At 69.6% G+C, this 24,363-nt stretch carries 32 protein-coding genes; 21 read left to right on the top strand and 11 right to left on the bottom strand.

Going from position 1 to position 24,363, the window contains the following annotated elements:
- Positions 1–10: 10 nt before the first annotated feature.
- The 4 genes from BUR99_RS16715 to BUR99_RS16700 all read left to right on the top strand — a co-directional run bounded on the left by BUR99_RS16715 (position 11) and on the right by BUR99_RS16700 (position 3,291).
- The gene (locus BUR99_RS16715) at positions 11–805 is read left to right on the top strand and encodes a class I SAM-dependent methyltransferase (protein ID WP_084184113.1); all 795 of its coding nucleotides are present in this window, start codon (positions 11–13) and stop codon (positions 803–805) included.
- An 82-nt stretch (positions 806–887) separates the two neighbouring features.
- Positions 888–1,793 (top strand): DMT family transporter, encoded by a 906-nt coding sequence (locus BUR99_RS16710; protein ID WP_074261652.1) that lies wholly within the window; start codon positions 888–890, stop codon positions 1,791–1,793.
- Between the two features lie 71 nt (positions 1,794–1,864).
- The gene (gene ychF, locus BUR99_RS16705; protein WP_074261472.1) at positions 1,865–2,938 is read left to right on the top strand and encodes a redox-regulated ATPase YchF; all 1,074 of its coding nucleotides are present in this window, start codon (positions 1,865–1,867) and stop codon (positions 2,936–2,938) included.
- Entirely contained in the window at positions 2,935–3,291 is a 357-nt protein-coding gene (locus tag BUR99_RS16700; protein ID WP_074261471.1) for a zinc ribbon domain-containing protein YjdM, read from the top strand. Before ychF ends, BUR99_RS16700 begins: the two co-directional genes overlap by 4 nt.
- Positions 3,292–3,393: 102 nt before the next feature.
- On the opposite strand, the gene BUR99_RS16695 is transcribed toward BUR99_RS16700, so the two are convergent.
- The gene (locus tag BUR99_RS16695) at positions 3,394–3,978 is read right to left on the bottom strand and encodes a DapH/DapD/GlmU-related protein (protein WP_074261470.1); all 585 of its coding nucleotides are present in this window, start codon (positions 3,976–3,978) and stop codon (positions 3,394–3,396) included.
- A gap of 308 nt (positions 3,979–4,286) precedes the next feature.
- Here BUR99_RS16695 and BUR99_RS16690 point away from each other — a divergent pair, with 308 nt between their 5' ends.
- From BUR99_RS16690 to BUR99_RS16675, 4 genes are read left to right on the top strand one after another with little or no spacing between them, the layout of a single operon-like run.
- Positions 4,287–4,643 carry a zinc ribbon domain-containing protein YjdM gene (locus BUR99_RS16690; protein WP_074261469.1) on the top strand — a complete coding sequence of 119 codons (357 nt, stop codon included), beginning with the start codon at positions 4,287–4,289 and terminating at the stop codon, positions 4,641–4,643.
- Positions 4,644–4,675: 32 nt separating this feature from the next.
- On the top strand, positions 4,676–5,134 hold the full coding sequence (locus BUR99_RS16685; protein ID WP_074261468.1) for a hypothetical protein: 459 nt from the start codon (positions 4,676–4,678) through the stop codon (positions 5,132–5,134).
- Positions 5,135–5,145: 11 nt separating this feature from the next.
- The gene (locus BUR99_RS16680) at positions 5,146–5,703 is read left to right on the top strand and encodes a hypothetical protein (protein WP_074261467.1); all 558 of its coding nucleotides are present in this window, start codon (positions 5,146–5,148) and stop codon (positions 5,701–5,703) included.
- A 49-nt stretch (positions 5,704–5,752) separates the two neighbouring features.
- Positions 5,753–6,091, top strand: coding sequence for a hypothetical protein (locus BUR99_RS16675; RefSeq protein ID WP_074261466.1), 339 nt, complete (start codon positions 5,753–5,755; stop codon positions 6,089–6,091).
- 96 nt (positions 6,092–6,187) lie between these two features.
- Here BUR99_RS16675 and BUR99_RS16670 read toward each other — a convergent pair whose 3' ends face one another.
- Positions 6,188–6,625 carry a VOC family protein gene (locus BUR99_RS16670; RefSeq protein ID WP_074261465.1) on the bottom strand — a complete coding sequence of 146 codons (438 nt, stop codon included), beginning with the start codon at positions 6,623–6,625 and terminating at the stop codon, positions 6,188–6,190.
- 80 nt (positions 6,626–6,705) lie between these two features.
- On the opposite strand from BUR99_RS16670, the gene BUR99_RS16665 reads away from it, so the two are divergent.
- Complete coding sequence (locus BUR99_RS16665; protein ID WP_074261464.1) at positions 6,706–7,254, top strand: GNAT family N-acetyltransferase; 549 nt, start codon at positions 6,706–6,708, stop codon at positions 7,252–7,254.
- A 48-nt stretch (positions 7,255–7,302) separates the two neighbouring features.
- Here the strand turns inward: BUR99_RS16665 and BUR99_RS16660 are convergent, their stop codons facing one another.
- Positions 7,303–7,647, bottom strand: a complete 345-nt coding sequence (locus tag BUR99_RS16660) for a LysR family transcriptional regulator (protein ID WP_074261463.1) — start codon at positions 7,645–7,647, stop codon at positions 7,303–7,305.
- Between the two features lie 79 nt (positions 7,648–7,726).
- On the bottom strand, positions 7,727–8,164 hold the full coding sequence (locus tag BUR99_RS16655; RefSeq protein ID WP_143231685.1) for a DUF4190 domain-containing protein: 438 nt from the start codon (positions 8,162–8,164) through the stop codon (positions 7,727–7,729).
- On the opposite strand from BUR99_RS16655, the gene BUR99_RS16650 reads away from it, so the two are divergent.
- Positions 8,157–8,462, top strand: coding sequence for an NIPSNAP family protein (locus BUR99_RS16650; RefSeq protein ID WP_074261461.1), 306 nt, complete (start codon positions 8,157–8,159; stop codon positions 8,460–8,462). The genes BUR99_RS16655 and BUR99_RS16650 overlap by 8 nt on opposite strands.
- A gap of 59 nt (positions 8,463–8,521) precedes the next feature.
- Here the strand turns inward: BUR99_RS16650 and BUR99_RS16645 are convergent, their stop codons facing one another.
- Positions 8,522–8,746: a hypothetical protein gene (locus BUR99_RS16645; RefSeq protein WP_074261460.1), complete on the bottom strand. Its 225-nt coding sequence runs from the start codon at positions 8,744–8,746 to the stop codon at positions 8,522–8,524.
- Between the two features lie 147 nt (positions 8,747–8,893).
- The gene (locus tag BUR99_RS16640) at positions 8,894–9,616 is read right to left on the bottom strand and encodes a hypothetical protein (RefSeq protein ID WP_074261459.1); all 723 of its coding nucleotides are present in this window, start codon (positions 9,614–9,616) and stop codon (positions 8,894–8,896) included.
- Between the two features lie 247 nt (positions 9,617–9,863).
- Between BUR99_RS16640 and BUR99_RS16635 the strand changes: the two genes are divergently transcribed.
- On the top strand, positions 9,864–10,046 hold the full coding sequence (locus BUR99_RS16635; protein WP_074261458.1) for a CsbD family protein: 183 nt from the start codon (positions 9,864–9,866) through the stop codon (positions 10,044–10,046).
- Positions 10,047–10,089: 43 nt separating this feature from the next.
- Positions 10,090–10,347, top strand: coding sequence for a DUF6458 family protein (locus tag BUR99_RS16630; RefSeq protein WP_056658860.1), 258 nt, complete (start codon positions 10,090–10,092; stop codon positions 10,345–10,347).
- A gap of 109 nt (positions 10,348–10,456) precedes the next feature.
- On the opposite strand, the gene BUR99_RS16625 is transcribed toward BUR99_RS16630, so the two are convergent.
- Complete coding sequence (locus tag BUR99_RS16625; RefSeq protein ID WP_074261457.1) at positions 10,457–11,416, bottom strand: phosphotransferase; 960 nt, start codon at positions 11,414–11,416, stop codon at positions 10,457–10,459.
- An 85-nt stretch (positions 11,417–11,501) separates the two neighbouring features.
- Between BUR99_RS16625 and BUR99_RS16620 the strand changes: the two genes are divergently transcribed.
- The 3 genes from BUR99_RS16620 to BUR99_RS16610 all read left to right on the top strand — a co-directional run bounded on the left by BUR99_RS16620 (position 11,502) and on the right by BUR99_RS16610 (position 14,430).
- Positions 11,502–12,350 carry a DNA-formamidopyrimidine glycosylase family protein gene (locus BUR99_RS16620; RefSeq protein WP_074261456.1) on the top strand — a complete coding sequence of 283 codons (849 nt, stop codon included), beginning with the start codon at positions 11,502–11,504 and terminating at the stop codon, positions 12,348–12,350.
- 100 nt (positions 12,351–12,450) lie between these two features.
- On the top strand, positions 12,451–12,972 hold the full coding sequence (locus BUR99_RS16615) for an RNA polymerase sigma factor (RefSeq protein ID WP_074261651.1): 522 nt from the start codon (positions 12,451–12,453) through the stop codon (positions 12,970–12,972).
- An 81-nt stretch (positions 12,973–13,053) separates the two neighbouring features.
- Positions 13,054–14,430 (top strand): hypothetical protein, encoded by a 1,377-nt coding sequence (locus BUR99_RS16610; RefSeq protein WP_143231684.1) that lies wholly within the window; start codon positions 13,054–13,056, stop codon positions 14,428–14,430.
- A 17-nt stretch (positions 14,431–14,447) separates the two neighbouring features.
- Here BUR99_RS16610 and BUR99_RS16605 read toward each other — a convergent pair whose 3' ends face one another.
- Positions 14,448–15,245 carry a hypothetical protein gene (locus BUR99_RS16605; RefSeq protein ID WP_074261454.1) on the bottom strand — a complete coding sequence of 266 codons (798 nt, stop codon included), beginning with the start codon at positions 15,243–15,245 and terminating at the stop codon, positions 14,448–14,450.
- Positions 15,246–15,373: 128 nt separating this feature from the next.
- Here BUR99_RS16605 and BUR99_RS16600 point away from each other — a divergent pair, with 128 nt between their 5' ends.
- The 5 genes from BUR99_RS16600 (at position 15,374) to BUR99_RS16580 (ending at position 20,112) form a co-directional block, all read left to right on the top strand.
- Entirely contained in the window at positions 15,374–16,234 is an 861-nt protein-coding gene (locus BUR99_RS16600; RefSeq protein ID WP_074261453.1) for an Fpg/Nei family DNA glycosylase, read from the top strand.
- A gap of 26 nt (positions 16,235–16,260) precedes the next feature.
- Positions 16,261–16,845: a GNAT family N-acetyltransferase gene (locus BUR99_RS16595; RefSeq protein WP_074261452.1), complete on the top strand. Its 585-nt coding sequence runs from the start codon at positions 16,261–16,263 to the stop codon at positions 16,843–16,845.
- Positions 16,846–16,933: 88 nt separating this feature from the next.
- The gene (locus BUR99_RS16590; RefSeq protein ID WP_074261451.1) at positions 16,934–17,722 is read left to right on the top strand and encodes a GNAT family N-acetyltransferase; all 789 of its coding nucleotides are present in this window, start codon (positions 16,934–16,936) and stop codon (positions 17,720–17,722) included.
- A 31-nt stretch (positions 17,723–17,753) separates the two neighbouring features.
- Complete coding sequence (locus BUR99_RS16585) at positions 17,754–19,430, top strand: ABC-F family ATP-binding cassette domain-containing protein (RefSeq protein WP_074261450.1); 1,677 nt, start codon at positions 17,754–17,756, stop codon at positions 19,428–19,430.
- Positions 19,431–19,461: 31 nt separating this feature from the next.
- Positions 19,462–20,112 (top strand): GNAT family N-acetyltransferase, encoded by a 651-nt coding sequence (locus BUR99_RS16580; RefSeq protein WP_159441003.1) that lies wholly within the window; start codon positions 19,462–19,464, stop codon positions 20,110–20,112.
- Between the two features lie 14 nt (positions 20,113–20,126).
- Here the strand turns inward: BUR99_RS16580 and BUR99_RS16575 are convergent, their stop codons facing one another.
- A complete protein-coding gene (locus tag BUR99_RS16575) occupies positions 20,127–20,564 on the bottom strand; it encodes a hypothetical protein (RefSeq protein WP_074261650.1) in 438 nt (145 codons plus the stop codon).
- Between the two features lie 92 nt (positions 20,565–20,656).
- On the bottom strand, positions 20,657–22,570 hold the full coding sequence (locus tag BUR99_RS16570; RefSeq protein WP_074261448.1) for an anthranilate synthase family protein: 1,914 nt from the start codon (positions 22,568–22,570) through the stop codon (positions 20,657–20,659).
- 188 nt (positions 22,571–22,758) lie between these two features.
- Between BUR99_RS16570 and BUR99_RS16565 the strand changes: the two genes are divergently transcribed.
- Complete coding sequence (locus tag BUR99_RS16565) at positions 22,759–23,556, top strand: putative protein N(5)-glutamine methyltransferase (protein ID WP_200802760.1); 798 nt, start codon at positions 22,759–22,761, stop codon at positions 23,554–23,556.
- Between the two features lie 47 nt (positions 23,557–23,603).
- On the opposite strand, the gene BUR99_RS16560 is transcribed toward BUR99_RS16565, so the two are convergent.
- Entirely contained in the window at positions 23,604–24,254 is a 651-nt protein-coding gene (locus BUR99_RS16560; protein WP_074261446.1) for a phosphoribosyltransferase, read from the bottom strand.
- Between the last annotated feature and the right edge of the window lie 109 nt (positions 24,255–24,363).

The following is a 24,363-nucleotide window of genomic DNA, read 5'->3' as shown; positions in this document are numbered from 1 at the left end:
GAGGATCGCGATGAACGAACGACCCGAGGTGGCCGAGCCCCGCGAGCACGGACTCGTCGCCGACCCCTCCGACCCCGCGACGCAGGTCAGTGCGCGTTCGTTCGGCGCCGCGGCATCCGTCTACCATCATGCCCGGCCCGGCTACCCGGCCGAGGCGATCGCCTGGCTCATCGGCGACGCGACCCGAGTGCTCGACCTCGGCGCCGGCACCGGCAAGCTCACCGAGGCGCTCGTCGCCCTCGACCGCGAGGTGATCGCGGTCGACCCCGTCGAAGAGATGCTCGAGGAACTCGAGGTCGCGGTGCCCGGAGTGCCGCGCCTCCTCGGCACCGCTGAAGACATCCCGATCGAGGATGACGCGGTCGACGCGGTCGTGGCGGGGCAGGCATGGCATTGGTTCCAGCCCGAGCGGGCGATCCCCGAGATCGCGCGCGTGCTGCGCCCGGGCGGCGTGCTCGGTCTCGTCTGGAACAGCAGGGACACCCGGGTCGACTGGCTCCGAGAGGCCGGGGAGATCATGCATGAGCGGCACGATGCGAGCGCCACGTTCGAGAGCTATGTCAACGTCGGTCCGCCGTTCGGCGAGATCGTCGAGCACACCGTCGAGTGGGGCGCGCGGATGTCTCGTGAGGGGTTCCTCGACCTGGTGCGCTCGCGCAGCTACTTCATCACCGCGTCGACCGAGGAGCAGCAGGCGACGATCGCAGCGCTCGAGACGCTGCTCACGACGCATCCCGACCTCGCCGGCGCAGAGGAGATCGTGGTGCCGTACGTGACGCGCTGCTTCCGCACGACGCTGCGCTGACGGAGCGTGGGCGCAACGAGCGCCGTGCCGCAGCGTGACCGGTCCGCGCCGCCGGCGCACGGCGGACCCGTATCCTGACCTGATGCATCGCGGACGGGCGTACCTGGCACTCACGCTCGCCAGCCTCTTCTGGGCGGGCAACTACGTCTTCGGCGAGATGGTCACCGCCGAGATCAGCCCGGTCTCGCTCACCTTCTGGCGCTGGGCCTTCGCAGCGATCCCGCTGCTCGTGTTTGCGTGGGCAATCGAACGGCCCGACTGGCGAGGCGTCGTCCGCGAATGGCCGTGGCACCTGCTGCTCTCGGTGCTCGGGCTCACCGGGTACACGCTCTTCCTCTACAGCGCGCTGGGTCTCACCGGCGCGGTCACCGCATCGGTGATCTCGGCGATCAACCCGGCGACGATCGCCCTCGCTGCGGCGATCTTCCTGCATGAGCGCCTGCGCGGTGTGCAGGTCGTCGGGCTCGTCGTCGCATTCCTGGGTGTCACCGTCGTGCTCACGGGCGGCGACCTGCTCGCCGTGCTGCGACAGGGATTCCGGATCGGCGATCTGCTGGTCGTGGGCGCCGTCATCGTCTGGAGCGCCTACGTGATCGTGTCGCGGCGACTCGCCACGCCGCCGATCACGGCGACTGCCGTGCAAGCCGTGATCGCGGTCGTGACGATGCTGCCGCTCGTCGCGGTCGTCGGCATCGCGCTGCCCACCTCCGCCGCGGGCATCGCTGGCCTGGCCTACATCGTGATCTTCCCGTCGATGCTCGGCTACGCCTTCTGGAATCTCGGCGCCGCCGCGGTCGGCCCGGCCCGCGCGGGCATCTTCCTGAACCTGCTGCCCGTGTTCACCGTGCTCATCGCGCTCGTGCTCGGGCAGTCCCTCGAGCCCGTCGCGATGGCCGGCGGGGCGCTCGTGCTGCTCGGCGTGTACCTGACGCTCAGGGTCGGGCGATCCAAGCGAGCGGATGCCTCGGCCGACGTGACCGCACCGTGAACGCGCGCGGTATTCGCACCCGGAGGGTGCCCGGACCGCCTCGGAGGTGCGTGCCGGTACGATAGACCCCCGTGGCTCTCACTATCGGCATCGTCGGCCTGCCCAACGTCGGCAAGTCCACCCTCTTCAACGCCCTCACCAAGAACCAGGTGCTCGCGGCGAACTACCCGTTCGCGACGATCGAGCCCAACGTGGGCGTGGTGAACCTGCCCGATCCGCGGCTCGAGACGCTCGCCGGCATCTTCGGCTCCGAGCGCATCCTGCCCGCCGCGGTGTCGTTCGTCGACATCGCCGGCATCGTGCGCGGCGCCTCCGAGGGCGAGGGGCTCGGCAACAAGTTCCTCGCGAACATCCGCGAGGCCGACGCGATCGCGCAGGTCGTGCGCGGCTTCGAAGACGCCGATGTCGTGCACGTCGAGGGCACGGTCGACCCCAAGTCCGACATGGAGACGATCAACACCGAGCTGATCCTCGCCGACCTCGAGACCCTCGAGCGCGCCATCCCGCGTTTCGAGAAGGAGATCAAGGGCAAGAAGCTCGACCCCTCGGTGCTCGAAGCAGCGAAGGCCGCTCAAGACGTGCTGCAGCGGGGCACGCCGCTCTCCGCGGCATCCGTCGACCTCGCGCCCGTGAAGGAGCTCGGCCTGCTGACCGCCAAGCCCTTCATCTACGTCTTCAACGTCGACGAGACCGTGCTGACCGACGACGCGAAGACGGCAGAGCTCGCTGCGCTCGTCGCGCCCGCAGAGGCCGTGTTCCTCGACGCGAAGATCGAGTCCGAGCTCATCGACCTCGACCCCGCGGATGCCGCGGAACTGCTCGCCTCGACCGGCCAGGAGGAGTCCGGCCTCGACCAGCTCGCCCGCATCGGCTTCGACACGCTCGGGTTGCAGACCTACCTCACGGCCGGTCCCAAGGAGTCGCGCGCGTGGACGATCCACAAGGGCGACAAGGCGCCGCAGGCTGCCGGCGTGATCCACACCGACTTCGAGCGCGGCTTCATCAAGGCCGAGGTCATCTCGTTCGCCGATCTCGTCGAGACCGGTTCGGTCGCCGAGGCACGCGCGAAGGGCAAGGCCCGCATGGAGGGCAAGGACTACGTCATGCAGGACGGCGACGTCGTGGAGTTCCGCTTCAACGTATGAGCGAGTCGCTGCCGATCTGCCCTGAGTGCTCGAGCGAGCACACCTCTGAGATGGGCGCCCTGCTCGTGTGCCCCATGTGCGCGCACGAGTGGGCCGCCGACGAGGCAGCAGCGGATGCCGCGGAGTCCGGCCCGCGCGTCATCACCGACGCGGTGGGCAACGTGCTCGCCGACGGTGACACCGTCACCGTGATCAAGGACCTGAAGGTCAAGGGCTCCTCGACCGTCATCAAGGTGGGCACGAAGGTGCGGGGCATCCGGCTCATCGACGGGGTCGGCGATCACGACATCGACTGCAAGGTCGACGGCGTCGGCCCGACCCAGCTGAAGTCGAGCGTCGTCAAGAAGGCCTGATCAGCGGAACGATCGTGACGTGGTGGAATTCTGCTCTCGGTCGTAGTTGAGACCTTACGCACGGCGAGTCGTCGGCTTGGTATGGAATGTGGCGCATCGCCGCTACTCCTCCGGCACCGTGCCCACCTGCTTCGCCGGCACTCCGACGACCACTGCTCGCGCCGGCACGTCCTTGGTGACGACGGCCCCCGCGCCCACGACGGCGCCATCGCCGATCGTCACGCCCGGCAGCACCGTCACGTTGGCCCCGAACCACACGCCCCGGCCGATCGCGACGCGAGCCGGGTGCATGTCGGCCCGTCGGCTCGGCGACATGTCGTGGTTCAACGTCGTGATGACGGCGTTGTGGCCGATCAGGGATCCATCGCCGATGTCGATACCACCCTGGTCCTGGAATCGGCAGCCGCTGTTGACAAAGACATCCTCACCGAAGCGGATGTTCTTGCCGAAGTCAGCGCTGAACGGCGGGAAGAGTCGGAAGGATTCGGGGACCGTGTGCCCGGTCAGCTCACTCATGAGAGCCCGCACCTCGTCGGGAGAGTGGTAGCGCCCGTTGAGCTCGGCCGTGATGCGCAGCGACTCCTGGCTCGTGGCGTGCATGGCCGCGTGATGCGGCGAACCTCCGGGGATCGTCTCCCCGGCGTTCAACGCCGTCAGAAGCGCATCGAGTCCGTCAATTTCAGCCATGTACCGACGGTATCGCGCCGATGGCGGCACTTGAACTGTCGCTGACTGTCCCCGTCACCGAACTCGTGGCTGGATCGCGGCGTCAGGCGCGCGTGGGCGAGATCGTCGATGGTGCGGAGACGACCGTGGTCGCCGTGCGCACCGCGACGGCGGAGTTGGAATGGCCGATGCTGCGGCGGTTCGACGGACTTCCGGTGCGCGCGCTGGCAGCGCCGGAATCGACCGCTGCGCCTACGGTTGAGCGTGAAGATGCGCGATGCCTGCGGCGTATGCAGGGCCGGGAACTCGGTGGAGTTCCGCTTCAACGTATGAGCGAGTCGCTGCCGATCTGCCCTGAGTGCTCGAGCGAGCACACCTCTGAGATGGGCGCCCTGCTCGTGTGCCCCATGTGCGCGCACGAGTGGGCCGCCGACGAGGCAGCAGCGGATGCCGTGGAGTCCGGCCCGCGCGTCATCACCGACGCGGTGGGCAACGTGCTCGCCGACGGTGACACCGTCACCGTGATCAAGGACCTGAAGGTCAAGGGCTCCTCGACCGTCATCAAGGTGGGCACGAAGGTGCGGGGCATCCGGCTCATCGACGGGGTCGGCGATCACGACATCGACTGCAAGGTCGACGGCGTCGGCCCGACCCAGCTGAAGTCGAGCGTCGTCAAGAAGGCCTGACCGGTCGGTAGCCTGGCCGCTAGATTGACTGCATGACCAGACCCGGAGCGTCCTTCGAGAGCCCGAGGTACGTGCCGAATGGACTGCTCGGTCGACTCCTCGGCCGTCGACTGAACGCGGTCGTGTTCTCGATGGACTACGTCATGCTCTGGTTCGACGGTGACGTGGGTGGTGGCGATGTGGCAGGCGGCAACGTGGTGCTCAATTGCGACGTGTACCCGGTGGCGGAGCACCGAGGACAGGTTTACGCCGAAGCTGATCTGGGCTACGGAGACGCGCTGCGCGCACTCATCCCGCAAGAGGTCTCGAGCACGGTCGAACAAACGGGCGCCGGTATCGTCATTTCGTTTCAGACAGGCCGAATCACGATCCGTCCGGCGTTCGACGAGTGGGTGGGACCCGAAATCGCGACGCTGAGCGGGTTTGCGGACGGGGCGTGGATGGTCTGGCGGCCCGGCGAGGAGCCGTTCGAAGATCTGGCCGGTGCGTGACGATCGCAGGAATGGTCTCCCCGAAAGTTGCAGTCGTTCTGCAGGAAGGCGTTTCGTTGTTGGAACTCGATACCCCCGCGGCTGTCCGGAGCGCGTTCGCGCTAGCTGGCTACCACGGCCCGCTCGAGGTCCTCATTCCTGGCGACGATGACGAGAGACTGTTCGTCGTGCCGACCGAAGATCTCGCCGGCATCGGCGAACAGTCGCAGCAACTGGAGCAGGTCCTCACGGAACTCCTGCATCTGAAGGTCGCCATCGTTCCGGCACACGTGGCGCACGATCTGGTGCCGTTCACAGCACCGAGTTACGCGAGCAGTGGGCCGGGGGAAGCCGTGTTGTCCGGTGGCCAGATCGCCGCCGTTCGCGCCGCTTTCCGACTTGCCGGATTCAATGGCGAGTTGCGGACCTTGCCCATCGAGTCCGACGACGAGCGGATCTTCGTGATCGATTCGAACGACCTGCGCTCGATGGGCGATGCATACTCGCTCGAGCAGGTCGTTTCGGTCCTCTTGAACCGCAGGGTTCTCGTTACCGACGATTTGGGCGCTGCAAGCGTGGTGTTCGAATGATGCAAACTCGACGCGCCGGTCCCGCGCCGAGAGTTACGATCGTGGCACTATGCGCACGCGGAAACTCCGAACCATCGCCCGGCGGTGGTGGCGCTCCGACGGCGGTGATCGGGACTGGGATCGAGTCCAGTTCATCCTCGAACAGCGTCACGACCTCGTGCCAGGGCTGATCAACGCGCTTGCCTTCACGGCGCCGGAAGGTGAACTCAGCCAACTGGGGCCATCGATCATCGAACAGTTGGAGCTCCTTCGAGTTCACAGCCTGAGGCGCTCGCGTCCGCCGAGGACGATGCAGTTGTTGCGGGAAGCCCGGCTCACGCAGGAGCAGCAGGACGAGATTCTGAGCGGCGCGTACCCCGAATACCTCGAACGGATGAACGCACAGTGAATCCGATACACCCTGCGCCGCGCTCGTCAGACACAACGAGATCCTCATCCGAGAACGTGATCCCGAGGCGCAGCTTCGTGAAGCCATACCCAGTCCTCAGCCGAGCTCCTGCGCGAGTCCGATGAGAATGCCCTCGGGTCCACGCACGTAGCAGAGCCGGTACGCATCTTCGTAGCGCACCACCTCAGTGCTGACGAGTTCAGTGCCGTGCTCACGCAAGCGGGAGAGCGTCTCGTCGAGGTCGTCGACGGCGAACATCACGCGCAGGTAGCCCAGCGCGTTCACCGGGGCGTTCCGATGATCGGCGACGACGGATGGCTCGATGAAGCGCGAGAGCTCGATTCGGCTGTGGCCGTCGGGCGTGCGCATCATCGCGATCTCGACCCGCTGGTTCCCCAGCCCGGTGACGCGTCCGGCCCACTCGCCTTCGACGATGGTCTGCCCTTCGAGCTCGAGTCCGAGTTCGCGGAAGAACTCGATCGCGGCAGTGAGATCCTCGACGACGATGCCGACGTTGTCCATCTTCACGGTCATGGCGCCACCCTACCGAGACGAACGCACGCCGGCGTGTTGCATCTGGCGCTCCGGTCGGCGCCTCCTGCGAGGATGGCCTCGTGATCCTGCCGACTCCGATCCTCTACACCGAGCGCCTGCGACTCCGGCCGTTCACCGACGACGACGCCGATGCCCTCTTCGAGTTGCAGAGCGACGCTGAAGTGCTTCGCTATTGGGACTCTCCGCCGTGGGCCGACCGGGCCTCGGTCGCACGCTTCATGGACGGATGCCGACGGATGGAGGAGGAGAGCAGCGGTGCGCGCGTCGCGATCGAACGCAGCGCCGACCAGTCCTTCGTCGGCTGGTGCACCTTCAACAGCTGGAACCCCGACTTCCGCAGCGCCTCCCTGGGCTACTGCCTCAACAGGGCGGCGTGGGGTCACGGCTACGCGACGGAGGCCGCGCACGCCGTGCTGCGGTGGGCCTTCGACACGATCGATCTGAATCGGGTCCAGTCCGAAACCGATACCCGCAACCTGGCTTCGGCCCGAGTGCTCGAGAAACTCGGGTTCGTGCGCGAGGGGACGCTGCGCGAGGACTGCATCGTCAATGGCGATGTGTCCGACTCCTGGGTGTACGGACTGCTGAGGCGTGACTGGACGCACTGAACGCGTCATCACCGCGTTCTTGGCGTGGGACGGCGCAGTTCGCCGCTGTCAGCGACCCTGACGCTTCTTGTACGGCTTGGGCTTGCCCTTCACGATGGGCGCACGGCCCTTGCCCTTCGAGGCCTTCGCCTTGCCGCCGGCCTTCACCACCGGCTTCGCTTCTGGAGCGGGGGCTGCGGCGATCTCGGCCCGGGCCTCGTCGAGGAAGAGGACTCCGACCTTGGTCAGCTGGGTCTCGCCCTGCCGGGTGAAGAGCGGCTGCCCGATCTCGGCCTCGAGCTTGTCGATCGACGAGTAGAGCGAAGCGAGCGGGATGCCGAGGGCGTCTGCGGCACGCGGGAAGTGCAGCTCCTCGGCGACTGCGACGAAGCGTCGAAGCAGGGTGATGTTCACGGGGAGCCTTTCGTCGGCCCACGCGAATCGCGGGTCGCCTTCAGGGTACGTGAGTCGGTGCTCGACGCGCGGCCTTCGGCTATCGCGCTGCGAAACCGGTGCCGGTGAGGATGCTGACGAACATGGTGAGCCACACGATGAGGAACAGCACGGTGAACGCCGAAGCGACGTAGCCGACGATCATGCCCGTGAGCGCAAGGCCGCGCCCTTGCTCGTTCGTGCGTTTGATCTGCGCGAGCGAGACGTAGCCGAGAATGATGCCCGCGATCGGAACCATGAATCCGGCGATCAGCGCCACGATCGACAGCGTATTGGTTCGGGGCAGCATCGACCCCGCCTCAGGCTCGGGAGCGGGAAGAGTTGCGGCGTCGGTCATGCTCGCGATGCTATCTGCCCACATCGACGCGAAGAGTCGGTCCGGATTGGACTGGAGCACATCGCCGCCGGGATACTCGTTGCGAGCTCCGCGCCGCGTGGAGTGCTCTGCTGAGAGAAACGAGTCGCCCCTGATGATCACCGTGCACCTGCGCTACGAGATCGATGCCGACAAGATCGCCGAGTTCCGCGAGTACGGGGAGCGATGGATCCGTCTCGTCAACAGGCTCGGCGGCGTTCACCACGGCTACTTCCTCCCCAGCGAGGGCGACAGCGACGAGGCGTTCGCGCTGTTCACGTTCCCGTCGCTCGCTGATTACGAGCAGTACCGGCTGGCGGCCGCTGACGATCCCGAATGCATCGAGGCGTACGAGTTCGCGGTCGAGACGAAATGCATCCGCCGCTACGAGCGACGCTTCCTCTCGCCGGTCTTCGACTGAGGCACCGATCCGTCCGAAGGTCGCGTGACATCGTGGTGGGCTGCCAACCCGTGAGCGGATCAAGCGACGTGCTGTGCCGAGGCCCCTCGCCCGGCGAGCACCCGGCTGATCGCCTCGGGAGCGGCGGTGAACCGCCCTGTCGTACCCTCGCCGTCGACGTAGTGCACTCGGATGCCCCGGCCGACCCTCACGAGCTTCGTGACCTCGTAGTTGCTGCCGGAGACGCTGACGAGCGTGTCGCCCACGGCGAGGTGCCGGGTCTCTCGCAGTTCGATCGTCGTCATAGTGAGAGTGTCTCAGCACCCACCGGCATCCGCTCGCGCTCTGGTCGGTATCGATTCGATCTCGGCGCGTGACGCTCTCCACAGCCTGCGGTCGAGGGTATGAGTGCCCTCTGGGCAGTTCGCGAGTTGACCCGGAGCGACCCGTGACTATGCGGTTCCCTCGTTGCAGGTGATGTCGGCGAGCCACGAGGAGGCGTAGTCGTCGTCGCCGTACACGACCGGTGTCGGCTCGCCCGCGACGACGTCGAAGTAGCGCAGGGTCTGGATGTAGTCGGCGTCCTCCTGCTCGAGTGTCTCGGCGAAGGCGACCGAGACGATCATGATGCTGCAGTCGCTCTCGGGGATGACGGCGGCCATCCAGCATCCCTGCTCGTACTCGGCGGAGCACTGGTCGGCGTAACGCCAGTCGTCGTAGTACTCGATCGCGGCCGGGAAGGTGAAGCCGGTCTCCGCTACGGAGAACCGCTCGACGGTCTCCGAGCTCGTGCCGGAATCGAACTGCGGCTCTGCGATTTCCGCCACGCGCTGGCCGAGCGCCGTGACGCCGAAGGCGAGCGCGACGATCAGCCCGATGACGATCACCGATCCGCCCGCGACGATCCCGACGATCCAGCCTGTCGACAGGCCGCGGCGAGGAGCGGGCGGCGCCGTGTTCGCGGCGCCGAACGCGGCGCTCTCGGCCAGCAGGGTCGCTCGGGCCTGCTGCAGGGTCGTCGCCCATGATTCGGCCGCGTGCCGGCTCTCGGCATCGGGATACCGTGACGGATGCCGTGCCCAGGCTTCGGCGCGATACGCCGCTTCGATGCGCTCCGGCGCGAGCGCGCGCGCCGGTTCGAGGTTCAGTGCGGCACGGGCGGCGATGGATTCCACGTCGAGATCATATGGTGCGGCGGGCGCGATCGAAGCCCCGATCTTTGAAGGGACCGGGCGAGGAGCCCGGTCTCTCGCAGCTCGATCATGGTGAGTGTCTCAGCATTCACCGGTATCCGCGCGCGACCGTAGGTGCCGTCGGTCCCCTTGTCAACCCGTTGTCGACCTCATATCCCGCTGCATATCGTGGAGTAGCCGACGCGCCGAACAGGGTGCGCCGGCGGTATCGATTCCCGAGGAGGACGCCATGAGCGCCAAGGACGACATCGGCAACAGCGCTGAACGAATGACCGGAAAGGTCAAGGAGGGCATCGGCAAGATGACCGACAACGAGCGACTCGAAGCCGAGGGCAAGGCCGACCAGGTCAAGGCGGATGCCAAGAAGGCCGCCGACAAGGTCAAGGACGCCTTCGACGACGCTGCGAAGTAGCCCAGACCTTCATCCGCCCCATGACTGAACCGGAGGACATGACATGAGCATCGGCCTCGGCATTCTGCTTGTGGCGATCGGCGCGGTACTCACCTTCGCGCTGAACGTCACCGTCGACTGGATCGACCTCGATCTCGTCGGGTACATCCTGATGATCGCGGGGGCGGTCGTCATCATTCTCGGTCTCATCTTCATGATGCGACGTCGTCGGAGCATCTCCACGACGAGCACGACCACCGATCCGGTGGCGGGCCAGCGCGTCACACGGACCGAAGACCAGGCCGCACCTCCCGAGGTGTGAGGCCTGTTGGGGGAGCGGATGCCGCGCCGGGGGGCGCGGCATCCGCGCGCCGGGGGCTGCGCTGCCGGCTTCCGCGCCGGCCACCGATCAGATGGTCGCCGGCCACCGATCAGATGGTCGAGGAACCACCCGGGGCGAGGAGCCCCGAGAACGCCGTCCAGGCGATCTGCAGATCGGCGTCGACCGAGTGCGGACGGCGGAACCACGGCACGTACGACGAGATGTCGGTGAGATCCCACCGGAGCCGGTAGAAGTCCAGCTCGGTGGCGGGAACCGCTCGACCCGTCAGCCGTCGATACCGCTCGACGACCGCGTCGTCGAGCATGCAGAGATCACGCGCCGCGGGAGCGACCAGCGCGGTGTCCCAATCGACGAGCTTCGGCCCGTCGCTCGTCTCCACGAGGTTGCCCGCCTTCGGCTCGCCGTGCGTCACCACCCATGGCTCGCCGGCACGAATGATCGCGGCGGCGGACGCGTCGTAACGCTCGAGGGCCGCGCGGACACTGAGCTCGACCGCGGCGAGAGCCCGACGGGCCGGCTCGGAGTACGGTCCGCCCGACCACGGCGCATCGAGCTCGGCCATGGCCCGGTCGATCGCATGGCGATCCTGCAGCACGAGATCGTCGCGAACGGCGGGCGGATGTCCCGTCGCGCTGTGCATCGCCACGAGCAGGTCGAGGGCTGTCGCCGCGGACACCGCCTCGGTGCCGACCTCGAGCCACGGGAAGACGGTCGCAGCCCAGCGCTCGCCGACGGTCGTGGGCACCGCTCCGGAGGCTGGCGGGAGCGGTGCGACCACGAACTCGAGGCCGTGCCGGTCGCGCAACCATCCTGCGGTCTCGAGTGCACGAGCGAGGCGGGCGAGCCGCACCTCGCGCGTGCCGGCCTCGCCGGCGCCGAGGTCGTCGACGGTCACGAATCGGCGGGCGCCCGAGGCATCCGTCGCTCGCCAATGGTGGCTGCCGAACCCGAGCGGGACATGGTCGAGGTCCACTGCCTCGAAGCCCCATTCGTCGCCGAGCACCCGTGCGAGTGCACGGGGATCGAGGTCGTCGGGAGGGGTGCGCATCAGCTCGACGATAACGCGCACTGCTGCACCGCGCTCGGTACTGAGGGGCTTTCTCCGCAGCGGCACGGTGTGCGATGCTGACCGCATGCCAGAGTCGCCCGAGGTGGAGGCGCTCGTCGAGGATCTCAGCTCGCGATTGGCGGGCCGCGAGATCACCGACGTCGACGTCGTGGAGTTCCGTGCGGCCAAGACCCGTGGCAGGCCGCCGTCGTCGCTGCGCGGCGAACGCGTGCACGGTGCTGTCCGGCACGGCAAGCACGTCGACCTCGCGGTCGGCGACGCACAGCACCTCGTGATCTCGCTCGGCCGGCACGGCTGGGCCCGGTACGCGAACGGCGAGACGGATGCATCCGTCGCCGACGCTCCGCCCACACTCGTCGTGCTCGCCTTCGACGACGGCACCGTCGTCGAATTGACGGATGCCGGCGACTGGGTGTCCCTCGGCTGCTACGTCGTCGACGACCCGAAGGAGGTGCCGGCGGTCGCGAAGCTCGGAGCCGACCCTGCCGACGCCGGGTTCACGCGCGCCGACTTCGACCGCGTCGTCGTCGGGCGACGCAAGCAGGCGAAGGCCGTGCTGCAGGAGCAGGAGTCGCTCGCGGGCATCGGCAACGCCTATTCCGACGAGATCCTGCATCTCGCGAAGATCTCGCCGGTGGCGCACGCGGCCGCGCTGACCGAGGCCGAGGTCGATCGCCTCTTCGACGCGACCGTCGGCACCATCCGGGGCGCGATCGAGCGCCAGCGCGGCGTGCCGATCGACCAGCTCAAGGCCGCGAAGGTCGCGTCGATGCGGGTGCACGGCCGGGCGGGCGAGACGTGCCCCGTCTGCGGTGACACCGTGCTCGACTTCTCGTTCGCGAGCACCACCGCGCAGTACTGCCCGACCTGTCAGACAGGCGGCGAGCGCCTGCCGCTGCGCGCCGCGGAATAGTTCGCGTGCGGCCGTGCAAGACTCGCGGCTGACGCGACATATACCCGGTGTGAGGATCGCCAGCACCGCAGCACGCGCCGACGCAGCCGAGGAGGTGGCGATGCCCGAGCCCGCAGAAACGGCCGCGACGAGTGCGGACACGGCATGGTTCACCGACGTCGTCCGCGAGCATTCGACCGCCCTCGTCCGCTACTTCGCCCGTCGCGGCCCGCGCCAGGACGCGGAGGACCTCGCCGCAGACGTCTTCGCGACCGCCTGGCGTCGCCGCGACGACGTGCCGCGCGATGCGGTGCTGCCGTGGCTCTACCGCACCGCGGGATTCACGCTCGCGAACGGGCGGCGCAAGCACATCGACCTGCCTGTCGAAGCGGTGCCCGAGACCGGGAGCGCGCGCATCGAGCACGACCCCGAGCTCAGCGCGCTCTTCGACGCGGAGCTCCGCGGCGCGCTCGAGAGCGTCGGCGAACGCGACCGGCGCATCCTGCTCCTGCACGCGTGGGAGGGGCTCGACGGCAATGAGCTCGCGGAGGTGCTCGGCATCTCGCGTTCCGGAGCGGATGCCGCGCTCTCACGCGCCCGCAAGCGCCTGCGTGAGGCCTGGGGCGAGCGGATGTCGTTCTAGCCCGGTTTCGGCTGCGGCTGCAAGGTCGCGCGCCCTCGGGACATATCCCCAAGTGAACCGCACGCACGAAGGGTGTTCGACATGAACGACGACAACGATCTCGACCCGGTCGCACGACTGCGCGGCGCCGACCCCGCAGCGGGCGTCGAGCCCCGACCCGGATTCGCCGATGAGGTCATCGCGCGGGCGACGGCGGAGACGGCCGATGGCGGGATCGCGGCGACCGCTGCCGCGCCAGGCGAACCGGCGGAGATCGTCGATCTCGAGTCCGAGCGCGACCGGCGTCGCCCGCGCTGGCTCGTGGTTGCGGCGGTCGCCGCCTCGGTCGCGATCGTCGGCGGTGCCGGGTTCGGCATCGGCACGATGACGGCTGGATCGACCGAACTCGCCGCCGCTCCGATCTCACTGCAGATGGGCGACGCGCAAGGCGGTTCGGCAGACGGAGCACCGCAGCAGGAGTCCGCAGCCTTCGACGCCGCCGGCCGCAAGATGGCCGGGTCGAGCGCCAACGACATGATGATGCCCTACGGCTACGGTCGGAACACGTTCAGCGCCACCGGACTCTCGACCGCCGGCGGCACGGCCGCCGCGTACGCCTACGACGCGCGAGCCGCATCGAACACCGAGACCGTCGCCGCGCTCGCCGCCGCGCTCGGAATCGAGGGCACCCCCGAGCTGAAGGACGGGAGTTGGACCGTCGGCCCGCAGGACGGTTCGGGTCCGGCGCTCTACGTGGGGCTCGACGGCACGCTCGGCTTCTCGTACTCCGATCCTCGGAACAACCCCTGGGCCTGCGAGCCGATGATGGTCGAGCCGGCCGCGCCCGACGGTGCGGTCATCCCCGAGATGCCGACGTGCGAGCCGCCCGTCGCCGATCTTCCGAGCGAGGCCGCCGCGATCGACGCGCTCCGGTCGCTCATCACGGCGGCCGGGCGTGACGCCGACGCATTCGAGTACACCTCGGAGACGTGGGAGGGCGCGGTGACGCGGACGGCGCAGGCCTGGCCGGTCGTCGACGGCCAGCGCATCGACCAGGCCTGGTCGCTCGAGCTCACGAAGGCGGGAATCGTCAGCGCGTCCGGCGCCCTCGCCGACCTCGTGACGATCGGCGACTACGACGTCGTCAGTGAGCAGGAGGGCTTCGAGCGGCTCTCCGACATGCGGTTCGGTGCGCAGGTGACCGCGATGCGGTTCGACGCGGCCGACGCGCCCGTCGACTCCCCGGTCGAGGAATGGGTGCCTCCGACCGAGCCGCCCGCCACCCCCGCAGAGGGAAGCTCCGTCTCGTGGCCGGTGAACGACGTGCAGATCGTCAGCGCCCGACTCGGGCTCTCGAGCCAGTGGCAGCCCGACGGCAGCGTGCTCGTCGTTCCGGCGTACGAGTTCACCGACGCCGACGGCGGCACGTGGTCGGTCATCGCCGTCACCGAGTCGAAGCTGGACTTCGCGACGGAGTGACGTGAGTCCCCGGCGGCTCAGCCGGGTGAACCGAGCGGGCCCGTGCCCGTGCCGTCGGGCACCGTCGTGACGTCGACGAGCTCCTCGCGCCCGCTGCCGCCCGAGACGTCGAGGGTGAGCACGGGGCCGATGCCGGTGGCGTAGAACTTCAGCTCCGCGGCATCCGGTTCGAGCGCGTTCGTGTCGCGGGTGAGCAGGGCGCCGTCGAACATGCCGTACGGCACCTCGACGAGCTCCTCGACGCTCAGCACCGCGCCGTTGTCCTCGGCGATGCCGGCGGAGTACTCCTGCCGGTACTCCATGCCGGGTGCCGGGTCGGCAGGCAGCGCGATGCCCGGCAGGGCGCCGTCGACGCCGGCCTCGAAGGAGCCCTCGCGCGAGACGATCTCGCCGTTCTCGAACTCCGCGGTGTCCTCGCCGAGGTACCAGATTGCGCCCGAGGCATCCTGGGCGTACCAGTCGAAGGTGTCCTCCACGATCTCGCCGCCGCGGGAGACGGTGTCGCGCACGACCCGCGCCTCGACGCCGTTCGCGATGAGCTTCGTCTCGCTCGTCACGGTGACGTCGACGGTGAGTTCGCCGCCGTCGGGGTCGAGCTCGACGTACGACCATCGGGTGCCCGGCTCCATCGGCCAGTACGGGTTGTCGATCTCGATCGTGAAGTCGTCGGGGTCGAGCGAGACGGGGTCGTCGCTCTGCGGAAGGCCGGCACCGGTGGATTCCGGCGGTGCACCTGCCACGCACGACGTCAGGGTGAGTGCGCCGAGAGCGACGACGACCGGGATGACGGCTCTGCAGCTTCGGATGCCGGACATGACCTGCCTCGATTCGAGCGGACGCGATGCCGTTCACTCCTCCACGATGCACCCGTACGGGACGCGCCGCATCACCCGTTTCCCGGGAATCGGGTGCAGCTGTCGGCGGCGGGGTGCAGGATGTCGGTGTGCCGGAGCTTCCCGAAGTGCAGGCGCTCGCCGCGTTCCTCGACGAGCGGGCGGAGGGGCACGCCTTCGCCTCGCTGCGGGTCGCGGCGATCTCGGCTCTCAAGACCTTCGACCCTCCGCTGTCGGCGCTCGAGGGCCGGCGCATCGAGCGGGCGAGGCGCCACGGCAAGTTCGTCGACCTCGACACGGGCGACCTCCACCTCGTCTTCCACCTCGCGCGTGCCGGCTGGCTGCGCTGGTACGACGAGGTGCCGGCGACGCCGGTCAAGCCCGGCCGTTCGCCGCTCGCCCTGCGTGCGCGGCTCGACGACGGTTCGGGGTTCGACCTGACCGAGGCCGGCACGAAGAAGTCGCTCGCCGTGTACGTGGTGCGCGATCCGGCCGAGGTGCCGGGCATCGCGCGGCTCGGCCCCGACCCGACGGCACCCGACTTCACCCTCGCCGACTTCGCTGCCGTGCTCGACGGGCGCCGCACGCAGATCAAGGGCGTGCTGCGCGACCAGTCGGTGTTCGCGGGCATCGGCAACGCCTACTCCGACGAGATCCTGCACGCCGCGAAGATGTCGCCGTACGCGCTCGCCGCGAAGCTCGCGCCCGAGCAGGTCGAGACCCTCTTCATCGCGATGCGCGAGACCCTCGCAGAAGCGGTGGCCGCGGCATCCGGTCGCCCGCCCGCCGAGCTCAAGGACGCCAAGCGGCGCACCCTGAAGGTGCACGGGCGTACGGGCCAGACCTGCGAGGTGTGCGGCGACACGATCCGGCAGGTCATCTTCGCCGACTCGACCTTCCAGTACTGCCCGGGCTGCCAGACCGGGGGCAAGCCGCTCGCGGATCGCGTGCTCTCCCGACTCGTGAAGTAGTGGTCTCGCCTGCTAAGCAGGAGGGTATGACGACGCCAGACGTGCAGTGGCCGCGCTCAGCCGGGCCGTTGGTCCTCCGCGAGCCCTCGAACACCGATCTCGACAAGGTCCTCGAGTGGCGCAACAGCCCCGAGGTCACCCGATGGCTGCTGCGTACCGAGGTCGAGCCCGAGGCGTTCCGCAAGGTCTGGCTCGACGACGACGACCCGTACGATCATTCCGTCGTCGCCGTCCTCGGCGACGAGGTGATCGGCACCGGCGCGCTCTGGATCACCGACGCCATGGGGCAGTCGCACGTCGATGACGGCCCATGGCGCCGATCCGAGGCGGGCATCGGGTATGTGCTCGATCCGGCCCACGCCGGAAACGGCCATGCAACGGAGATCGCGCGCGTGCTGATCGACCTCGCCTTCGGCGAACTCGGCGTGCACCGGGTCACGGCCGGCTGCTTCGCCGACAACATCGCCTCGTGGCGTGTGATGGAGAAGCTCGGCATGCGGCGCGAAGGGCACGGCGTGCGCGACGCCTGGCATGCCGAGCTCGGGTGGGTCGACGGCTACACCTACGCGATGCTCGCTGAGGAGTGGCAGGCGGCACGGGGAGCGCAGTGACTTCTCTCGCCCACCCCGCAGCGCGGAGTTCCGCGAGCAATCCTCGCGACGTTGCAGCCTGCCGCCCTGTACCCCCAGTATGGGGGCCATGATCAACGCCGACGAGTTGCTGCGCGCCTACGACGACCAGCTCCGCACCGATGCCGAGACGCCGAGCGCGATCGGGGTCGAACGGCTCGGACCATTGCGCCTGGTCACGTTCGCCGGAGGACGCGGGTTCGTGACCTATCGCGACCTCGGCGGTGCAACCGCGACCGAGATCGCGGGCCTCGTCGTCGGTGCGCTCGCCCACTTCACCGCCGATCCCGAGATCACGCGGGTGGAATGGAAGACCCGCGGTCACGACGCCGCGCCCGGCCTGCACGGCACCCTCCTCGCCAACGACTTCGAGGCCGACGACGTCGAATCGATCATGATCGGCGAGGCGAGCGCGCTCGTCGCCGAGGTGCCGCTTCCCGAGGGCGTGACGGTGCGACGCGTCACAGAGGAATCCGAGGTCCGCGCCATGTGCCGCATGCAGGGCGAGGTGTTCGGCGACGTGTTCTCCGATGCGACGGCCGACGCGGTGCTCGCCCGCCTCGCCCGTGGCGACGGCATGGAACTCTGGGTCGCCGAGGCCGACGGCAGCATCGTCAGCGCGGGCCGGCTCGAACCGGTGCCGAACACCGAGTTCGCGGGCATCTGGGGCGGTGCCACCCGCGAGGACTGGCGCGGTCGCGGTGTCTACCGGGCGTTGACCGCGGCACGCGCGAGGTCGGCGATCGCCATGGGCAAGCGGCTCATCAACTCCGACTCCACGGAGTTCTCGCGGCCGATCCTCGAGCGGTCCGGACTCGTCAGGGTCTCGACGACGACGCCGTACCGCTGGCGGCGCTGAACTCACAGCGCACGCTGACTAGGGTTGACCGGTGACTGCAACACTCGTGGCCCAGGGCCTCGCCGGAGGCTACGCCCACCGCACACTCTTCGACGGCCTCGACCTCACGGTCGCCCCCGGCGATGTCGTGGGCATCGTCGGCGTCAACGGCGCGGGCAAGTCGACCCTGCTCCGCATCCTCGCGGGCGAGCTCGAACCGCAGGCCGGCACCGTGCACCTCTCGCCGGCCGACGCCTTCGTCGGGTGGCTGCCGCAGGAGCACGAGCGCGTCGAGGGCGAGACCATCGCGGCCTACGTCGCGCGGCGCACGGGTGCGGCCGAGGCATCCGCTCGTCTCGATGCCGCAGCACTGGCACTGGGGTCGACGGATGCCCCGGCGCCCGGCGCGCCCGACCCCGCCGACGAGTACTCCGTGGCCCTCGAGCGCTGGCTCGCCTCCGGCGCCGCCGACCTCGACGAGCGGCTGCCCGCCGTGCTGGCCGAGCTCGGGCTCAGTCTCGGGGGCACCGATGCCCATCTGTCGGCCGACTCGCTGATGACCTCGCTCTCGGGCGGTCAGGCCGCCCGGGTCGGGCTCGCGGCGCTGCTCTGCTCCCGCTTCGACCTCGTGCTGCTCGACGAGCCCACGAACGACCTCGACCTCGACGGGCTCGAGCGGCTCGAGGCCTTCGTCCGCGGCATCCGCGGCGGCGTCGTGCTCGTCAGCCACGACCGCGAGTTCCTCGCCCGCTCGGTCACCCGTGTACTCGAGCTCGACCTCGCCCAGCACTCGAACCGCATCTACGGCGGCGGCTACGACGCCTACCTCGAAGAGCGCGCGACCGCCCGACGCCAGCAGCGCGACGACTACGAGGAGTTCGCGGCGAAGAAGGCCGACCTCGTCTCACGGGCACGAACCCAGCGCGAGTGGTCGAGCCAGGGTGTGCGCAACGCGATGAAGAAGTCGCCCGACAACGACAAGATCCGGCGCAAGGCCGCGACCGAGTCGAGCGAGAAGCAGGCGCAGAAGGTGCGCCAGATGGAGAGCCGCATCGCGCGGCTCGACGAGGTCGAGGAGCCGCGCAAGGAGTGGCAGCTCGAGTTCACGATCGGCCAGGCGCCGCGCTCGAGTTCGGTCGTCTCGACGCTCAACGAGGCCGTGGTGCGGCAGGGCGAATTCACGCTCGGCCCGGTCTCGCTGCAGGTCGACGCGGGCGAGCGCATCGGCATCACCGGCCCGAACGGCGCCGGCAAGTCGACCCTGCTCGCACTGCTGCTCGGTCGGCGTGCGGCCGACGCGGGCACGGCGAGCCTCGGGACATCCGTCGCCATCGGGGAGATCGACCAGGCCCGCACCCAGCTGACCGGGGAGGCGCCGCTCGCCGACGCGTTCGAGGCACTCGTTCCCGAGTACTCGGCGGGCGAGGTGCGCACCCTGCTCGCGAAGTTCGGGCTGAAGGCCGACCACGTGCTGCGCCCGGTCGACGCCCTCTCGCCGGGCGAGCGCACCCGCGCCGGGCTCGCGCTGCTGCAGGCGCGCGGCGTCAACGTGCTCGTGCTCGACGAACCGACGAACCACCTCGACCTCGCCGCGATCGAGCAGCTCGAGGAGGCGCTCGACTCCTACGAGGGCACGCTGCTGCTCGTCACGCACGACCGCCGCATGCTCGAGCACGTGCGCCTCGACCGCCGCTGGCATGTGGAGGCAGGGCAGGTCGCCGACCGTTGAATGTCGGACGCCGCTGCGAGACTCGGGAACGATGATGGACGAGACCCAGACGCTGCAGACGGCTCAGCCGACGATGGTGCAGACCCTGCAGACCGAACGATTGCTGCTGCGCCCGCTCTCCCTCGACGATGTCGACGCGTACCACGCCGTGTACGGCGATGCCCGCACCTGGGAGCACCTGCCGAGCGGCCGTCACACGAGCCGTGACGAGTCGGAGCGGGCGATTCGGGCCTCGATCGACAGCCGTCGGGTCTACGGCTTCGCGCACTGCGCCGTGCTGCTCCGCGAGCCGCTCGGCGAACTGCCTGCGGGCGTCTTCCTCGGGTCGGCCGGGGCCAAGATGCTCGACTTCGAGGCGTGGAACCTCGGCTACCGCTTCGCACCTCAAGCCTGGGGCCATGGATTCGCGACCGAGGCCGCGGCCATCGCGCTCGCCACCGCGCAGGCGACTCGGCCCGACACCCCGGTCACGGCCCGGGTGCTCGGCAACAACGCCGGTTCGATCCGCGTGCTCGAACGCATCGGCCTCGAGTTGCAGTGGCACGGTCGTTCAGCGCGCCTCGGCGGCACCGAAGACGACCACCCGTCGACGCCCGGGGGCACGACGCATCTCGAACGGGTGATCTTCGCCGACCGCGTGCTCGACGACGAGACCCTCGACGCGGTCATCGCACTGGGCTAGACGTCCGGCCCGCGTCAGGTCGTCGGGGTCGCCCCATGTCGGCCGGTGCCGCCGGTCTCGACGTCCGCCCCGGCCGTGGTGTCGGTGTCGGTGTCGGGATCGAGCGTGTCGGCCTTCCGCAGCCGGTCGTCGGCTTCGGAGCGCAGTTCGGCCGCGTCGGAGCTGTGGTCGGTGCTCTCACGGGCGAGGCGATCGGAATCGAGCCGGGCCTGGGCGGCGGCTGCTTGGGCCTGCTTCGCGTCCGCCTCTGCCCGGGCGGCATCCGCTTCGCGCTGACGCGCTGCGGCCTCCGTCTCGGCTGCGCTCTGCCTGAGGTCGGCGGCTCGCCGCCGATCGGCCTCGATGCGGGCCTCCCGTCGCTGCCTTCCTGTCGCCATGACGATGATGACGACGACGATCGCGATGACGACGACGATGCCGATGATGATCCAGACGATGGTGCTCGTGTCCATGGTGATCCGCCTCCTCCGGTCGGGTCGCACCAGCCAACCGCGCTGGGGTCGCATCGGCAACGCCTTGCGGAATCGGGCGTCGTGCGAGATGATCACGCCCCCGAAGGCGTCCCGCCGCGCTCGACGGCCGGAAGTTCGGCCGGTCCTGGTTCCAGCAGGCCGTCGACGATGCGCTCGAGCACTCGGAGCCCGTCGGGTGAGAGCACCGACTCGAGGTGGCCCTGCACCGACGCCACGCGCGGCCCGCGAAGGGCGTGCACCACGCCCGTCGCGGCATCCGCTGCCACCTCGAGGTCGAGGTGCGGCGTGATCGAGCGGTCGGCGGCCATCGCGCCGAAGGTGTTGTAGAAGCCGATCGCCGCCGGCTCCCCGAAGAGGTCGACGTCGAGCTGCACGCCCTGTCGCGGCGCCGGCAGCGGCGCGATCGGCAGCCCGGCGAGCATCGCCAGCACCTGATGGCTGAGGCACACGGCGAGCATCGGCGCACCGCTCGCGAGGCGCCGGGTCATGAGCTCGCGCAGGCGGGCGACGCGAGCGTCGGCCTCGTCGCGCGGGTCGCCGGGCCCGGGGCCGAACACGACCAGGTCAGCGGATGCCTCGGGCGCCGCGTCGTTCCACGGCACGACCCGGGCGTCGACGCCGAGGTGCCGCAACTGGTGGGCGAGCATCGTCGTGAAGTCGTCGCCCGCGTCGATGACGAGCGCGGACGCCCCTCGGGAACGGTGTGCGGCCTGCGGGGTGCTCCAGAACGGTGCGAGGTGGTCGTTGCGCGAATCGAGGAGGGTGGCGATGCGATCGTTCTCGCGATCGCGATCGCTGCCGTTGCTGCCCGGGGAGGGCGGGGCGACCGCCGCCGTGCCCGCGCCGGGGATCGCTCCGAGCGCGGTCAGCACCCCCGCGGCCTTCGCATGCGTCTCCGCCACCTCGCCGTCGGGGTTCGAATGCCGTACGAGCGTCGCCCCCACCGGCACGCGCACCCCGCCGACGGCGTCGACGTACGCCGTGCGGATGAGGATCGGCGCGTCGAGGTCGTAGCCGTCGGCGGTCGGCGTGAAGCGCGCCAGCACGCCGGCGTAGTAGCCGCGAGCGGTCGACTCGTGGCGCGCGATCACCGTGCAGGCGTTGCCCATCGGCGAGCCGGTCACGGTCGGCGCGAACATCGTGAGCCGCAGCACGTCGCGGGGGTCGCGGTCGCTGCGCCCCTCGAGCAGGTACTCGGTGTGCGTGAGCCGCGACATCCGCTTCAGGAACGGCCCTCGGATGCGCCCGCCGTCGGGGCAGACCGCGCTCATCATCTTGAGCTCCTCGTCGACGACCATCACGAGTTCTTCGCGCTCCTTCACGTCATCGAGGAACGCGACCAGCTCGTCATCTGCGGGCGGCCCGGCGAGGTGACGGAACGTGCCGCTGATCGGATTCATCGACACCAGCCCGTCGATCGACGACACGTGCCGCTCGGGCGTCGCGCCGACGACCGAGAGGCCGGGCGTGTGCACCGCGAACGTCCAGTACGCGCCGACCTCGTGCTCGAGCAGCGCGCGCAGCCAGCCGAGCACGGCGTGCGCGGCGGATGCCTCGATGCGCCCAGTGAACTCGCGGCGGATCACGAAGTTCGCACCTTCGCCCCGCCCGATCTCCTCGTCGATCACGCGGCGCACGCGTGCGGCGTACTCGGCATCGCTCACGTCGACGGCGAGGTCGTCGACGGCGATCGGATGCTCCGGCAGGAGGCCGATCGCCTCGTCGAGGTCGATCGTCTCACGATCGCGCACGATGAGGCAGCGCAGCGGAGCGCCGTCGTCGTGGGCGATGAAGCCGCGCTCGCGCACCTGGCGGAACGGCACGAGTGCGAGCACTTCGGCGCCGTCGAGGGGGATGTCGGCGAGGAGTTCGACGTCGACGACGTCGCCGACGAGCACGTCGAGCGTCGGCTCGTGCTCCCGGCGCACGACGGCGAAGGGCGCGGGGACGGCGGTGGCGAGCAGGGCGGCGAGGAGTCGCGTCATGGGGTTCTCCGGTCGGGCCCTCGGGCGCCGCCCTCCGCATACGCGAAAACGACCGCCCTCGGGCGGTCGTCAGTACGTCGAAACGAATGGCCGCCTAGGAGGCGGGCCACCAGTTCTGGTTCGACGAGGTCATGTCGAGGACTCTAGCATCGGTGCCTCTCGACAGCAGCGCCGATACGCTTCGAATGATGACGACAGAGACTGAGATCGTGACCCGCCTGCGGGCTGCCGGATGCGTGTTCGCCGAAGACGAGGCGGCCCTGCTGCTCGAGACGGGCGCCGACGTCGACGACCTCGAGGCGCTCGTCGAGCGCCGGGTCGCCGGGGAACCTCTCGAGCAGGTGCTCGGCTGGGCCGAGTTCGCGGGCCTGCGCATCCGGGTGCTGCCCGGTGTCTTCGTGCCGCGACGCCGCACCGAGTTCCTCGCCGCCGAGGCGGCGCGCCTCGCGAAGCGCGCGGGTGGAGCACACCCTGCGGTCGTCGTCGACCTCTGCTGCGGCGCCGGTGCCATCGGTGCGGCGATCGCGGATGCCGCGGGGCCGTTGCACCTCGTCGCCGCCGACCTGGATCCCGTCGCCGTGCAGGCGGCGCGCCTGAACCTCGAACCGATCGGCGGTCTCGTCTGCGAGGGAGACCTCTACGACGCGCTGCCCGCAGATCTGCGGGGGCGTATCGACGTGCTCGCCGTCAACGCCCCCTACGTGCCGAGTGACGCGATCGCCATGATGCCGCCCGAGGCGCGCGACCACGAAGCCCGCATGGCACTCGACGGCGGGGGAGACGGGCTCGACGTGCATCGCCGCGTCGCGGCATCCGCTCGATCGTGGCTCGCGCCCGGCGGAGCGCTGTTGATCGAGACGAGCGAGCGCCAGGCGTCCATCGCCGCGGCGTTCTTCGAAGCGAGCGGGCTCGACGCCCGGATCCTGCACGACGACGAGGCCGATGCGACCGTCGTCGTCGGGGTGCGCGGCGCCGATCGCTCCTAGGTCGGCTCGCGGTCTCCGCCGCAGGTCGATCGAGATCGACCCGCAGCTCAGCCCCCCGCTCGCGCCGCCGCGAGCAGCTCCGCGACCTGAGCGTCGGTCGTCTGCGCGAAGTCGAGGTAGTGCATGCCGACCGCCATGAAGCCACGCGGCACCGACAGGCAGACGATCTCGTCGACGGCGGGGTCGGCCGCGAGCGAGCCGAGCGAGTCGGACGCGCCGACGGGAATCGCGAGCACCACTCGTGCGGCCCCGCGAGCCTTCGCGACGACCGCCGCGACGCGAGCGGTGGCACCCGTCGCGACACCGTCGTCGACGATCACCGCGGTGCGCCCTTCGAGCGGCACCGGCGGCGCACCGCCGCGGAAGCGCGCGACCCGCGCCTCGAGCTCGGCCCGCTCGACGCGCTCGATGTCGCGGAGCTCCCCGGGCGAGACGAACGCCGAGTCGACGATGTCGTCGTTCAGCACCCGGGCCCCCTGCTCGCCGATCGCGCCCATCGCGACTTCGGGCTGCCCGGGAACCCCGAGCTTGCGCACCACGAGCACGTCGAGCGGCGCGCCGAGTGCCATCGCGACCGGTGCGGCGACGGGCACCCCGCCGCGCGGGAGGCCGAGCACCACGGGCTCGCCCAGGTCGACGCCCTCGAGCGCCGCAGCGAGCCGCCGCCCGGCGTCGGCCCGATTCGTGAAGTGCTCCATGTCGCGCGCCCATCGAGCCGATCGCCGGCCCGTCGATCGCGACCGTTCGGCTCCATTCAATGCTCCCACCGCAGGCCCGCCCGGCCAAGGGATCGGCGCGGACCGATGC

Source organism: Agromyces cerinus subsp. cerinus, assembly GCF_900142065.1.
GTDB classification, from domain to species: Bacteria; Actinomycetota; Actinomycetes; order Actinomycetales; family Microbacteriaceae; genus Agromyces; species Agromyces cerinus.
The sequence above is the reverse complement of the archived record's forward strand: the minus strand, read 5'-3'. Positions and strand labels throughout refer to the sequence as shown.